Annotated in this window: 10 protein-coding genes; 4 read left to right on the top strand and 6 right to left on the bottom strand. The window is 61.2% G+C overall.

Annotated features, from left to right (window positions below):
• Positions 1 to 127 precede the first annotated feature (127 nt).
• Positions 128 to 619: a DUF2147 domain-containing protein gene (locus PQR27_RS06980; protein ID WP_408522981.1), complete on the top strand. Its 492-nt coding sequence runs from the start codon at positions 128 to 130 to the stop codon at positions 617 to 619.
• A gap of 169 nt (positions 620 to 788) precedes the next feature.
• Here the strand turns inward: PQR27_RS06980 and PQR27_RS06975 are convergent, their stop codons facing one another.
• The 5 genes from PQR27_RS06975 to PQR27_RS06955 form a co-directional block, all read right to left on the bottom strand.
• A complete protein-coding gene (locus PQR27_RS06975) occupies positions 789 to 1,241 on the bottom strand; it encodes a transposase (protein WP_408522980.1) in 453 nt (150 codons plus the stop codon).
• Between the two features lie 163 nt (positions 1,242 to 1,404).
• On the bottom strand, positions 1,405 to 2,502 hold the full coding sequence (gene zapE / locus PQR27_RS06970) for a cell division protein ZapE (protein WP_408522979.1): 1,098 nt from the start codon (positions 2,500 to 2,502) through the stop codon (positions 1,405 to 1,407).
• Positions 2,503 to 2,592: 90 nt separating this feature from the next.
• Entirely contained in the window at positions 2,593 to 4,023 is a 1,431-nt protein-coding gene (lpdA, locus tag PQR27_RS06965) for a dihydrolipoyl dehydrogenase (protein WP_408522978.1), read from the bottom strand.
• Between the two features lie 150 nt (positions 4,024 to 4,173).
• Entirely contained in the window at positions 4,174 to 5,460 is a 1,287-nt protein-coding gene (gene odhB / locus PQR27_RS06960; protein ID WP_408522977.1) for a 2-oxoglutarate dehydrogenase complex dihydrolipoyllysine-residue succinyltransferase, read from the bottom strand.
• A gap of 153 nt (positions 5,461 to 5,613) precedes the next feature.
• The gene (locus PQR27_RS06955) at positions 5,614 to 8,475 is read right to left on the bottom strand and encodes a 2-oxoglutarate dehydrogenase E1 component (protein WP_408522976.1); all 2,862 of its coding nucleotides are present in this window, start codon (positions 8,473 to 8,475) and stop codon (positions 5,614 to 5,616) included.
• A 448-nt stretch (positions 8,476 to 8,923) separates the two neighbouring features.
• Between PQR27_RS06955 and PQR27_RS06950 the strand changes: the two genes are divergently transcribed.
• The gene (locus PQR27_RS06950) at positions 8,924 to 10,015 is read left to right on the top strand and encodes a hypothetical protein (RefSeq protein WP_408522975.1); all 1,092 of its coding nucleotides are present in this window, start codon (positions 8,924 to 8,926) and stop codon (positions 10,013 to 10,015) included.
• A gap of 161 nt (positions 10,016 to 10,176) precedes the next feature.
• Here the strand turns inward: PQR27_RS06950 and typA are convergent, their stop codons facing one another.
• Positions 10,177 to 12,003: a translational GTPase TypA gene (gene typA, locus PQR27_RS06945; protein ID WP_408522974.1), complete on the bottom strand. Its 1,827-nt coding sequence runs from the start codon at positions 12,001 to 12,003 to the stop codon at positions 10,177 to 10,179.
• A gap of 316 nt (positions 12,004 to 12,319) precedes the next feature.
• Between typA and PQR27_RS06940 the strand changes: the two genes are divergently transcribed.
• Together PQR27_RS06940 and PQR27_RS06935 are read left to right on the top strand one after the other, a co-directional pair.
• Positions 12,320 to 12,835, top strand: coding sequence for a MarR family winged helix-turn-helix transcriptional regulator (locus tag PQR27_RS06940; RefSeq protein ID WP_408522973.1), 516 nt, complete (start codon positions 12,320 to 12,322; stop codon positions 12,833 to 12,835).
• 49 nt (positions 12,836 to 12,884) lie between these two features.
• Positions 12,885 to 14,423, top strand: coding sequence for an efflux transporter outer membrane subunit (locus PQR27_RS06935; RefSeq protein WP_408522972.1), 1,539 nt, complete (start codon positions 12,885 to 12,887; stop codon positions 14,421 to 14,423).
• Positions 14,424 to 14,435: the final 12 nt, after the last annotated feature.

Here is a 14,435-nt window from a genome sequence, read left to right as displayed (position 1 = left end):
AGAACCTGAGAGGCAACATCAGGCGTCACGGCGGCTTGAAACCCGACTGGGTCAAAAGTATCGCCCAAGACGCCCATAACGTCGCGCGACCATGATCGCGCCGTCTTTTATCAAGGAGGAAGACACGATGCAATTCACGAAATTCACGCAACGCGCGCGCGCCGCCGCGCTCCGCACTGCCAAACATGCTGCTCTCGCCAGCGTGCTGCTCGCCAGCGCCGTCACTGCGATGGCGCAGACCGATAGTCCGGTCGGCACCTGGCAAACGATCGACGACCACACCGGCCAGCCCAAGGCGCTCGTGCAAATCGCACCAGACAGCGCTGGCTCGCTGAACGGCAAGGTCATCAAGGGATTGGGCGCAAACGATCAACCCGACCGCCGCTGCACCGCATGCACCGACGCGCGCAAGGATCAGCTGATTCTCGGCATGACCATCATCAGCGACATGAAAAAGGACGGCGACGGTTGGGATCACGGGCAGATTCTCGACCCGGAAAACGGCAAGCTCTACAAGTGCAAGATGCACCTGGAAGATGGTGGCAACAAGCTGGTGGTGCGTGGCTATATCGGCGTGGCGCTGCTGGGCCGCTCGCAGACGTGGATTCGCCAACAATAGTTGGGGCCTGGCTCAGGCGGCGATACCTGACGTGATGGTCTGGACTACCAACGACACAGCAGCGGGACTCACTGCGCCCGCTACTGCTACGCGGATAGATCCTGAAAAACCGGCCGGCGATCGCCATCGCCCGGCCGTTTTGTTGGATGAACTCGGCTGGTTGGACTCGTCATGCAGCGTGCTTGAAAGGCGACGACGCATACGCGAACGGCGAAGACGGCAGCGGCTTGGCCGCTGCGGGGTTGTACACGGCCGGTGCCTGGACCTGAACCTTTTCTGCCTCGACGCCCTTCTCCCGTGTGCCGACGTGTGTGCGCATACGTGCTCCCATCAAACCACACAGTTCTTCGCTAGCAGCGCCAAACAGTTGATCCATGACGCGCTTGAGCACACCGGATTCGAACCAGGCCTTGAAGCGGCGATGGCAGGTTTGATACGACGGGTATTTTCGCGGCATGGCCGACCAGGTCGCGCCGCTGTACATCACCCACAGCACGCCGTTTAGCACCGAGCGGGTATTGGCAAGCGGCCGGCCACGCAGTTCGGAGCGCGGACGCAGTTCGGGAAGCAGCGGTGCGACGCGCTGCCATTCTTCATCATTGATATCGCGGTACGGATTCATGGTATCTCCTTTGTCAGAACCATGACAAAGAAGATATCCAGTCGTGAGCGGACGGAATATAAGACCAATCCGAATCTTGAAAATGCGCCTTCGGACACCGCCCATTCGGCGAGCGGACCGTGTGATCTATCGCAAAGCATCCGCGGCCGCGTCACACGGCCGCTTAGGTCAGCGACGTATCGACAATCCGGCGCGGCGCGTCGAGATACTCTTTCGATTGCATTTCAACGATACGCGACACCGTTCGCGTGAATTCGTTGGCCATCGGACCGTCGAGATACAGCTGGTCGGGCGGCACCGCTGCCGACATCAGCAGCTTGACCTTGTGGTCGTAGAAAACGTCGATCAGCCAGGTGAAGCGGCGCGCCTCCGAGGCCATCCGCACCGACATCTGCGGCACGCCGGACAGGATCACAGCGTGAAAGCGGCTCGCCAGCTCCAGATAATCGTTCTGCGAGCGCGGACCGCCGCAGAGCGTCGCGAAATCGAACCATACGACGCCGTCAGCGCGCCGGAGTGCCTTCAGCTCGCGCTTTTCGATGCGCAGGATAGGGCTCTCATCAGGAACCGCTGCAAGGCGCGAAAACGCGTCGCGCAATGCTTTATCCGAAGCCGCGCCGAGCGGCGTGTGATACACCTCGACCTGAGCCAGCGTGCGCTTACGGTAGTCGATCCCCGCGTCGACATTGACCACGTCGAGCTTGCTCTTGATCAGCTCGATGGCCGGCAGCATGCGGTCGCGGTGCAGACCGTCCGGATACAGCGTGTCCGGATCGTAGTTGGAGGTCATCACGAATTGCACGCCATTCTCGAACAGTTTGTCGAGCAGGCGATACAGGATCATCGCGTCGGCGATATCGGATACGTGGAATTCGTCGAAGCAGATCAGCCGGTAACGTTTGGCGATGCGGCGTGCGAGTTCGTCGAGCGGATCGGCCGTGCCTTTCAGCTCTTCCAGTTCGCGGTGCACTTCGCGCATGAACTCGTGAAAATGCAGCCGCGTCTTGCGGTGCAGCGGCACGATCATGTAGAAGCTGTCCATCAGGAAGCTTTTGCCCCGCCCGACTCCGCCCCACATGTACACGCCGCGCGGCAGATCCGGATGGATGAGCAGTTTCTTGAACGCATTCGAGCGGCGCGATTTGTATTCGGTCCACTCTTCAAAGCACCGCTGCAGGCGGTCAACCGCCGCGCGTTGCGCCGGGTCCGATTGATAACCGCGCGTCTGCAGTTCTTTTTCGTAGTATTCGGTGACGTTCATTGTGTTGCTGCAAAAAGAAAGGCGGGAGGGAGTGAACCCGCCCGCCTTTGTGGTGATGCCAGAATTGCGTTCAGTCAGGCGTGCGCGTGATTACATGTTCAGCGCGCGCTTGTCCACGGCGAGCGCCGCTTCACGCATGACTTCCGACAGCGACGGGTGCGGATGGCAAATGCGGCCGATGTCTTCCGACGCCGCCTTGAATTCCATCGCCACCACGGCTTCCGCGATCAGGTCCGATGCGTTCGCCGAGATGATGTGCACGCCCAGCAGTTCGTCGGTCTTCGCGTCGGCGATCATCTTGACGAAACCATCCGCCTTGTTGATGCCCAACGCGCGGCCGTTCGCCATGAACGGGAACTGACCCGTCTTGACTTCGCGGCCTTCGGCCTTCAGTTGCTGTTCCGTCTTGCCGACCCACGCGATTTCCGGCTCGGTGTAGATTACCCACGGAATGCAGTTGTAGTCGATATGCGGCTTCTGACCGTCGATGATTTCGGCCACCATCACGCCTTCGTCTTCAGCCTTGTGCGCGAGCATCGGGCCACGCACCACGTCGCCGATCGCGTACACGTTCGGCGCAGCCGTTGCGCAATGGTCGTCGACGTCGATGAAGCCGCGTTCGTTCGCCTTCAGGCCGATCGTTTCCAGACCGAGGTTATCGGTGTTCGGCACGCGGCCAATCGACACGATCAGACGGTCGGCTTCGAGCGTTTGCGCGTTGCCGTCCTTGTCCGTGTAAGCGATCGAGACGCTGTTGTCGGTGGTCTTCACTTCGCCGACCTTCACGCCGACGTGGATGTCGAGGCCCTGCTTCTTGAACTGCTTGGCGGCTTCCTTGGCCAGCGCCTGATCCGCGGCGCCGAGGAATTCCGGCAGCGCTTCGAGCACGGTCACGTCCGAGCCCAGACGGCGCCACACCGAGCCGAGTTCCAGACCGATCACGCCCGCGCCGATCACCGCGAGCTTCTTCGGCACGGAGTCGAACGTCAGTGCGCCTTCGTTGTCGGCAACGATCTTGTTGTCGACCGGAATGCCCGGCAGATGGCGCGCCTTCGAACCCGTTGCGATGATGACGTTCTTCGCCGTCACGACTTCGGTTTCGCCTTCGCCGCTCACCTCGATCTGCACGCCGGCGTCCGTCTTGCCGGTGAACTTGCCATGGCCCTTGAGCCACGTGATCTTGTTCTTGCGGAACAGGAATTCGATACCCTTGGTCATCTTCTCGACGATGCCTTCCTTGCGGGCCAGCATCTTCGCGATATCGACCTTCACGTCCGACACGGAGATGCCGTGATCAGCGAGGTGGTGCGACGCGTTTTCAAATTCTTCCGACGACGCGAGCAGCGCCTTCGACGGAATGCAACCCACGTTCAGGCACGTGCCGCCGAGCTTCAGCGTGCCGGCCGGGTTCTTCCATTTTTCGATACACGCGACCGTCTTGCCGAGCTGCGCTGCGCGGATTGCGGCGATGTAGCCGCCGGGGCCTGCGCCAATCACGACGACGTCAAATTCTTTGGACATGACAATCCTTTTGATGACGGAACGGCGCGCGGCCACGCTTCGTGGCGGGCGTCGTCCCAGTACTGCGGAATGCGAAAGACGTGCTGCTTGCTTGATGCTTATATGGTGCCGGCTTGCGCGATGACAAGCCGGCACCCGCCAAACCAGCGCTTACAGGTCGAGCAGCAGGCGCGCGGGGTCTTCCAGCGCATCCTTCATGGCGACCAGCGACAGCACGGCTTCGCGACCGTCGATGATGCGGTGGTCGTACGACATCGCCAGATAGTTCATCGGACGGATCACGATCTGGCCGTTTTCGACCACAGCGCGTTCCTTGGTGGCGTGCACGCCCAGAATCGCGGATTGCGGCGGGTTGATGATCGGCGTCGACAGCATCGAGCCGAACACACCACCGTTCGAGATCGAGAACGTGCCGCCGGTCATTTCTTCGATCGACAGCTTGCCGTCCTTGGCCTTCTGGCCGAATTCGGCGATCTTCTTTTCGATCTCAGCGAGGCTCAGCTGATCTGCATTGCGCAGGATCGGCACCACCAGGCCGCGCGGCGAACCAACCGCGATACCGATGTCGAAGTAGCCGTGATAGACGATGTCGTTACCGTCGATCGACGCGTTCACCAGCGGGTACTTCTTCAGCGCGTGAACGGCCGCCTTCACGAAGAACGACATGAAGCCCAGCTTCACGCCATGTTCCTTTTCGAACTTGTCTTTGTACTTGTTGCGCAGATCCATCACCGGCGCCATGTTCACTTCGTTGAACGTGGTCAGGATAGCGTTGGTTTGCTGCGACTCGAGCAGACGCTCGGCGATACGCGCGCGCAGACGCGACATCGGCACGCGTTGTTCCGGGCGGTCCTTCAGCCACTGGTCGGCCGATGCCGGCGCCTTGACGTCCGGCAGCGACGGCTTGGCAGCCTTCGGTGCGGCAGCCGGTGCGGCCTTGGCAGCCGGAGCCGGAGCCGGTGCGGCTTGACCCGCGCCCAGCACGTCGCCCTTGGTGATGCGGCCGTCGCGGCCCGTGCCGGCGACGTCGCCAGCGGCCAGACCCTGTTCCGCCATCAGCTTGCCGGCAGCCGGCGAAGCAGCGGTGTTCGCACCCGTTGCGGATGCGGCCTGGGCGGCCGGTGCAGCGGCGGGAGCCGGTGCGGCAACCGGTGCCGGCTTCACTTCGGCTTCAACGGCAGCGGCGCCTGCCGTGCCTTCCGTGTCGATCTTGGCGATCACCTGATCCGCCACGACGGTGTCGCCGTCGTTCGAGATCACTTGCGCGAGCACGCCGGCCGAGGGTGCCGGCACTTCGAGCACGACTTTGTCGGTCTCGATTTCGATGAGAATTTCGTCTTGTGCAACAGCCTCGCCGGGCTTCTTCTTCCACTGCAGCATGGTGGCTTCCGAGACCGACTCGGACAGCTGGGGAACCTTGACTTCAACAATAGCCATTATGAATATCCTGAATACGTATCGGGTGACGGCGCGCGATCCATGGACTCGACGACCGCCTGCGAACCTCGAATGCCGCGACTGAACCGTCGAACCGGTCGCTAGAGGCGGCACGGGAAAGCGCAGCGCGCTTTCCCGGTTCGGCTCTTGTGATTATTTAGCGATCGACGAGCTCTTGAGACGGCCAAAAGCGCCTTCGACCAGCGCCTTCTGCTGCTCGTAGTGCTTCGCGTAGTAGCCGACTGCCGGCGAAGCCGAAGCCGGACGTCCGCTGTATGCCAGCTTCTGCCCTTCCTTCATGCCTTCCTTCAGGTGGTGCTCGATGTAGAACCACGGGCCCTGATTCTGCGGCTCGTCCTGCACCCACACCACTTCCGTCGCGTTGTCGTACTTCTTCATTTCCGCTTCGAACTGCTTGTGCGCGAACGGATAGAGCTGTTCGATACGGATGATTGCGACGTCGTTCGACTTCGATTCGCGGCGATGTGCCAGCAGGTCGTAGTACACGCGGCCCGAGCACACGATCACGCGCTTGACCTTCTTCGCGTCGATTGCTTCGTCGATTTCGCCGATCACAGGCTGGAACGAACCCTTGGCCAGTTCCGACAGATCCGACACGGCTTCCTTATGACGCAGCAGCGACTTCGGCGTAGCGACGATCAGCGGCTTCCTGAACAGGCGGATCATCTGACGGCGCAACAGGTGGAAAATCTGCGCCGGCGTGGTCGGCTGAACGACCTGCATGTTGTGGTCTGCGCACAGTTGCAGGAAACGTTCGATACGTGCCGACGAGTGCTCCGGACCCTGCCCTTCATAGCCGTGCGGCAGCAGCATCGTGAGACCCGAGACGCGGCCCCACTTCACTTCACCCGACGAGATGAACTGGTCGATCACGACTTGCGCGCCATTCACGAAGTCGCCGAACTGCGCTTCCCACGCGACGAACGTATTCGGTTCAGCGGTCGAGTAACCGTATTCGAAGCCCAGCACCGCTTCTTCCGACAGCACCGAATCGATCACGTTGAACTTCGCCTGACCTTCAGCGATGTTCTGCAGCGGGACATACGTGCCGTCGTTCCAGCGTTCGCGGTTCTGATCGTGCAGCACCGCGTGACGGTGCGTGAACGTGCCACGGCCCGAGTCCTGACCGGTCAGGCGCACGGCGTAACCGGATGCGACCAGCGACGCGAATGCCAGGTGTTCGCCCATGCCCCAGTCGAGCTTCGCTTCACCGCGGCCCATCGCGCGACGGTCGTTGATGACGCGCTCGACCAGCGGGTGAACCTTGAAGTTTTCCGGGATCGTGGTGATGCGCTCAGCGAGGCGCTTCAGTTCCGCGAGCGGCACGGCCGTATCGGCTGCGTCGGTCCACTTGCGGTTCAGGAACGGCACCCAGTCCACTGCGTACTTGCTCTTGTAGTTCGACAGAACCGGGTCGACCGTGTGGTGACCTTCGTCCATCGCCTTGCGGTACGCCTTGACGTATTCGTCAGCGTCTTCAGCCTTGATCACGCCTTGTTGCACCAGCTTTTCAGCGTACAGCGCGCGCGTGCCCGGGTGCTTCGCAATCGTCTTGTACATCAGCGGCTGCGTGACAGCCGGCGTGTCCTGCTCGTTGTGACCCAGCTTGCGGAAGCAGACGATGTCGACGACGACGTCCTTGTGGAACTGCATCCGGAAGTCGATGGCCAACTGCGTAGCCAGCACGACCGCTTCAGGATCGTCACCGTTCACGTGCAGCACCGGCGCTTCGATCATCTTGACGACGTCCGAGCAGTACAACGTGGAACGCGAGTCGCGCGGATCCGACGTGGTGAAGCCGATCTGGTTGTTGATGACGATATGCAGCGTGCCGTGCGTGCCGTAACCGCGCGTTTGCGCGAGGTTCAGCGTTTCCATCACGACGCCCTGGCCTGCGAAGGCCGCGTCGCCGTGGATCTGCACCGGCAGCACTTGCAGGCCGCTGTCGTCGCCGCGACGATCCATACGCGCCTTCGCCGAACCTTCGACCACCGGGTTGACGATTTCAAGGTGCGACGGGTTGAACGCGAGCGACAGGTGAACCGGGCCGCCTTCGGTCGAGACGTCCGACGAGAACCCCTTGTGATACTTGACGTCGCCGGCCGGCAGGTCGTCGACGTGCTTGCCTTCGAATTCGGCAAACAGGTCAGCCGGCATCTTGCCGAGCGTATTGACCAGCACGTTCAGACGGCCGCGGTGGGCCATGCCGATGACGATTTCCTGGACGCCATTCGCGCCGCCGTGACGCACGACTTCGTCCATCGAGGCGATGAAGCTTTCGCCGCCTTCGAGCGAGAACCGTTTCTGGCCAACGTACTTGGTGTGCAGGAAGCGCTCGAGGCCTTCAGAGGCCGTCAGGCGATTCAGGATGTGCTTTTTCTTCTCGTTGGAGAAATTCGGCGTCGAACGGATCGATTCGAGCTTCTCTTTCCACCAGCGCTTCTGTTCCGGATCGCTCAGGTACATGTACTCGGCGCCGATCGTGCCGCAGTACGTGTCCCGCAATGCCTTGACGATCTCGCGCAGCGACGCACGCTCGAATCCGAAGTACAGATTCGTTGCGCTGAACTCCTGGTCCATATCGGCTTCTGTGAAGTCGTAGAACGCGGGTTCAAGTTCGGGGATAGCGGGACGTTCGCGGCGCTTCAGAGGATCGAGGTTGGCCCATTGCGAGCCGAGGAAGCGATATGCGCCGATGAGGGACTGCACATAAACCTGCTTGCGAGCGGTAGCGAGATCTTCGCCGCCAGCTGCCGTGCGCGGGATGAAGGCATTAGCCTTGGCCCGTTGAGCAAACGATTCGACGATCGGGCCATGGGCCACGTCGTTGGCATTGCTGCCATCCGATGCAGGGACGTTCTGCAACGCGTCGAAATAGCTGCGCCAGTTCTCGGGCACTGACGCCGGATTATCGAGATACGCTTCGTACATTTCTTCTACGTACGGAGCATTGCCGCCGAACAGATAAGAGTTCGACTGGAATTGCTTCATCATTTTTACGCTCACCTTTCTTCGAGTTTCTCGAGAAATAGCGGGTTACAGAACCTTCCGCGACACGGCCTGACCGTTTAGCGGATTGCGCGAATCAAGTCTTGCTTGGAAGGACCTAAAACTTTGCACCCGAAGAGCATAGCACAGAAGCGATAGCCGATACAGGACGCGGGGCAGCCCTGAAATCCCGCGGCGACACGCTTTAAGGGCCGTTTTAACGGCCCGCAACAATGCGTGCTGCTGCGCACAACGATCCCGGCGCGCACGTCCTGACCGGTGCCGCCACACTGCCGTCATATCTATTCAACACCTCGCCCGCGCAACTTTCCGCACACTGGATGGACGCAATACGGTTCCGGCATTGGCCTCCGGGCGTGCAAATCGCCGGACCGCTGCGTATCGCCCTGCTGTCCGTTTTCATGCTTTTTCCAGACGCCCAAAGGAGCAGCAAATGGAACTTACCACCCAATACACGAATACATCTTCTACACAAAACACGCCTCCGGAGACATCCGCCGACCGATCGTTATCCGCGAACGCGCCTGCGGCTCAAGCCAGGATTTTTCCCGAATACGGTTTCAGCGATCGCTCCGCGTTGACGCCACAAGACCGGGCGGTCGATTTGCGCCCCAACACGGCCGCTCATCTCCAGTCTGAGGGCGGCAAACATCTGGCAAGCGATGACCAGCTACTCAGCCGGGAAAAGCGCGGCGGCGTGCTGGGCGCATGCGCGAGATCGCCCTATCGCGAATGCCGGGGCGGCGAAGCCCTCGAAGAAAGTTCATCATCTTATGAGAGATTCGATCAAACCGACCGCAGGGAAACGAGAGGTCCCGAAGGCAGGGGATCGTGCGACGGCATCGTTCGCGAAACAATGAGTCGCATCAACAAGAATTTTGGGACGCAATCGGCAAATGTGCTGTCGCAGATCAAGGACATGAAGAGCGAGATGAAATCCGGCGCCGCTGCCGACAACAGACTTTACGACAGGATCCAGGGATTTCAGAATAATCTGATCCCACTCCCGCTATCGAGATTCGACGAGACGCTGGACAGGAGTTTTCTTCCGCCGCGCGGCACAACCCCTCCACCAGACGAGGACCGTGAGCGTCGCATAGGCGGTCTGATGACGAACTTGGAAGGCCTGTCCGTAGGGGGCCTCGCGTATATACACGTAGGCATTGAGCGAGGTAACGCGGCGAGTAATCTGGGTCATGTATTGCTGGCACAGCGCCTTCCCCCGGACCCAAGTGGTGACGGATATGCCTCTCCGGACCGATATCAAATCCTCGATCCGAACAACGGCGTATTCACATACGAAAGTCGGGGCGACATGGAAAGCGCCTTACGACGATATATCGATACCGCATTTGCCGAGGATGGCTACCGTGCCGTGCCGGATAGACTCCAGCTTTATAGTCCGCATACTGCGGACGATGGCCCACCACACCCCACGACAACCGTTGTTCCGCCCCTCGACGCGATTCAGCTCGAGCCCCCGGAATTGCCACACCATCGTTTTGCCGGAAACGCAGAACTGTAATTGCGCTGTCGGTAAATCAGGCCTGTGACCAGGTAACGCAGTCCCACCCAGTTACCTAACCAAACAAAAAGCCGTTCCGGGCATACCCGGAACGGCTTTTTCCTCACGTATGCAGCGTAGTTGTCAGGAACCGTGTTCCCGACAACGCGCACACCCTTCGATCAGTCCACTGCGCCCTTACGGCTCGCGCTGCGGCGCTCGTGTTCCTTCAGGTAACGCTTGCGCAGACGGATGGATTGCGGCGTGACTTCGACGAGTTCGTCGTCGTCGATGAATTCGACCGCGTATTCCAGCGACATCTGGATCGGCGGAACGAGGCGCACCGCTTCGTCCGTACCCGACGAACGCACGTTGGTCAGTTGCTTACCCTTGATCGGGTTCACGACCAGGTCGTTGTCGCGGCTGTGAATGCCGATGATCATGCCTTCGTACAGCGGCTCGCCCGGCGACACGAACATACGGCCGCGATCCTGCAGCTTCCACAGTGCGTATGCAACCGCCGCGCCGTCGTCCTGCGAAATCAGAACGCCGTTGCGACGCTCGCCGACCGCGCCCTCCCTGACCGGCTGGTACGAGTCGAACGTGTGGCTCATCAGGCCCGTGCCGCGCGTGAGCGTGAGGAATTCCGACTGGAAGCCGATCAGGCCACGCGCCGAAATGCGGTACTCGAGACGCGTACGGCCACGGCCGTCCGACGCCATGTCGAGCATTTCGCCCTTGCGGCGCCCCAACTCTTCCATCACGCCGCCCTGGTGGCCGTCTTCCATGTCGACCGTCAGGTTTTCGTACGGCTCGTGCTTCACGCCGTCCACTTCCGTCATCACCACGCGCGGACGCGACACGGCCAGCTCGTAGCCTTCACGGCGCATGTTTTCCACGAGAATGGTCAGGTGCAGTTCACCGCGGCCTGCCACTTCGAACGTGGTTTCGTCGCCCGTTTCTTTCACGCGCAACGCCACGTTGTGATTCAGTTCCTTCATCAGACGGTCGCGGATCTGGCGGCTCGTCACGAACTTGCCTTCCCGGCCGGCCAGCGGCGACGAATTGACGAGGAAGTTCATTGTCAGGGTCGGTTCGTCGACGGTGATCATCGGCAGCGCTTCCGGCGCTTCCGGTGCGCAGATGGTCACGCCAATACCGATTTCTTCGATACCGTTGATCAGCACGATGTCGCCCGCTTCAGCCGAATCGACCTGCACGCGCTCGAGACCCTTGAACGACAGCACCTGATTGATCTTGCGGTTCAGGATCGCGCCATCGGGGCCCGAACGCACGGCGACCGACATACCCGGCTTGATCGTGCCACGGGTAATACGGCCCACGCCGATACGGCCGACGTACGACGAATAGTCCAGCGACGTGATCTGCAGTTGCAGCGGCGCTTCCGGATCGGCCGGACGGACCGGCACGTGTTCCAGCACGGCTTCGAACAGCGGGCGCATGTCGCCTTCGCGCACGTCCGGCGTCAGGCCGGCATAGCCGTTCAGGCCCGATGCGTAGACGATCGGGAAGTCGAGTTGTTCCTCAGTTGCGCCCAGCTTGTCGAACAGGTCGAACGTCTGGTTGATCACCCAGTCGATCCGCGCGCCCGGCCGGTCGACCTTGTTGATCACGACGATCGGCTTCAGGCCGAGCGCCAGCGCCTTCTTGGTGACGAAGCGCGTTTGCGGCATCGGGCCTTCGACTGCGTCCACCAGCAGCAGCACCGAGTCGACCATCGACAGCACGCGCTCGACTTCACCGCCGAAGTCGGCGTGGCCCGGAGTGTCGACGATGTTGATGTGCGTGCCTTCATACTCGACCGCGCAGTTCTTCGAAAGAATCGTGATGCCACGTTCCTTTTCGATGTCGTTCGAGTCCATCACGCGCTCGACAACCGCCTGGTTGTCGCGGAAGGTGGCGGTCTGGCGGAGGAGCTGGTCGACGAGCGTGGTCTTGCCGTGGTCGACGTGAGCAATGATGGCGATGTTGCGTAGGGCGCGAGTCATAGGAACCTGGAGACAGTTGAGTGCGCCAGCAGCAGCATTGTGTACAAGCCAACAAAGCCCAAAGCGCACTTTTGGGAACCCAATATTGTAGCACGCCCAAATGAAGCTCTCTGGTATTCCCTGATAGACCGATAGTTTTCGACGCAACGCCCTGTCGGATACATGCCCAGCTTACGTCCGCAAAACCCTACGCAAAACCGCGCGCATTCTCCCTTGAGCGGCAAAAGATCCTTGCCTAAGCTGCAATAACGCTTGCCGTGTCAATCAACCGACCCCTATAATCCTGCCTAGTCAACCATTGCATTCGCACGAGATCATGACAGAGCCGACCCCTACCCCCGACCCGGCCATCAGCGAATATCAGCTAGGCGAGAGCATCGGCTACCTGGTCTCGCGGGTGAAGTCAACCCTGTCCAATCTGGTCACTCAACGCAGTATGGCTGAGCTGGGTATCACCAGCCAGCAAGGCAGCATCCTGTTCATGGTGGCCAGCGGCAAATGTCTGCTGGCGGCCGAACTGGCGCGTGAATACGGCATTGATGCGAGCGCCGTGACGCGCCTGGTCGACCGGCTGGAGAAACGCGGCCTGCTGACCCGCGTGCGCAGCAACGAAGACCGGCGCGTCGTACGCCTCGCGCTCACACCGGAAGGTCACGCCGTCGCGGCGAAAATGCCGGCGATTTTCAACGGCGTGCTTGAAAGCCTGCTGGGCGGTTTTACCCCCGAAGAAGTGGGGTTCCTGAAGAGCATGCTGCGCCGCGTGCTCATCAATTCCGGCGAACAAACGGGACTACCCCGTGACGCAGCAAGCATTTTCGACAGCAAATCGTAATAAATTGCTTGCAGTGTCCATCATTACATTCCACTCAAAGAGTCGAGCGATGAAATCCCTTTCCCTGTCCGCGCCCGCGCTGTCGAGCCGGGCCGCTGTCGCCGCTGCGGTGACGGCGCTCGCCCTCACGGGGTGCGCGAACTACTTCGGTATGAAGAGCGACAAGCAGATGTCGTCGCCGGCTCAGTTCGAGTCCACGCAAAGTCTGCCCGGCCAGGGCGGCCAGTGGCCCTCGCTCGACTGGGCCAAGCAGTTCGGCGACCCGCAACTGCCGAAGCTGATCGCAGAAGCACTGGAAGGCAGCCCGTCGATTGCGCAGGCGCAGGCACGTGTGGCGAAAGCCTCGTCGTACATCGAAAGCTCACGCTCGGCGCTGTACCCGAAGGTCAACGGCAGCTATTCGTGGAACCGCGAGCTGTTCTCCGGCACCGCCCTCTACCCGCCTCCGTACGGCGGCACCTGGTATAGCGAAAACAACGTGCTGGCGAGCGCGTCGTGGGATCTGGACCTGTGGGGCAAGAATCGTCAGCGTCTGGGCCAGGCCGTATCGCAGGAAAAGGCCGCCGAGGCCGACATGCAGCAGGCGCGCGTGACGCTCGCCGCGTCGGTGGCGAGCACGTATAACCAGCTCGCCCAACTGTATGCGTTCCGCGATATCGCACAGCGTGAAATCGCCAACCGTGAGGACATCGGCCGGATCACCAATGGCCGCGTGACCGCCGGGCTCGACACCAACGTCGAGCGGCAAACCGCGAACGGCAACATCGCGACCAGCCAGTCGAATTTGACCGACCTCGACGGTCAGATCACCGTAGTGCGCTACCAGTTGGGCGCGCTGCTCGGCAAAGGCCCGGATCGCGGCCTGCAAATCGCCCAGCCGGTTCTGAACAAGGGCGACACGGTGGCGCTGCCGAACAACCTGCCGGCCGATCTGGTCGCGCGGCGCGCGGATATCGTGGCGGCACGCTGGCAGGTCGAGGCCGCGATGCACGACGTGAAAGAAGCGAAAGCCGAATTCTTTCCGGACATCAACCTCGCGGCCGGGTTCGGCTTCGATGCGTTCGGCTGGGGCCGTTTCCTGACCTCGGCAAGCCGTCAGATCCAGTTCGGGCCGGCCATCCATCTGCCGATCTTCGACGCCGGCGCGCTGCGCTCGCAGTTGAAGGGCCGCTACGCCGATTTCGACCTCGATGTGGCGAACTACAACCAGACGCTGATCAACGCGCTGTCGGATGTCGCGACTCAGGTGTCATCGATCCGCTCGATCGACCAGCAATCGGGCGACGCACAGCGCGCGCTCGACGCGTCGACCAAGGCGTACCAACTGGCCGTGATCCGCTACAAGGCCGGCTTGTCGCCGCAATTACAGGTGTTGACCGCCGACCAGAACCGCCTCGCCGCCGAACAGACGGTGACGAGCCTGAAGATGCGCCGCCGCGATATGCAGATCGGACTCGTCAAGGCGCTCGGCGGCGGTTTCGACGCAACACAGACCGGCCTCGTGGTGCCGACCGATGCCCCGGCAGCGGCCGCCGCGGCATCGGCCGCCGCGGCAACGACCACCGCTGCGACCGCCGCGGCAAACTGAGCGCTCGAAACA

The organism is Paraburkholderia fungorum (genome assembly GCF_046027215.1).
Classification (GTDB): Bacteria; Pseudomonadota; Gammaproteobacteria; order Burkholderiales; family Burkholderiaceae; genus Paraburkholderia; species Paraburkholderia fungorum_D.
Note: the sequence above shows the minus strand (reverse complement) of the source record. Positions and strands in the feature narration are given on the sequence as shown.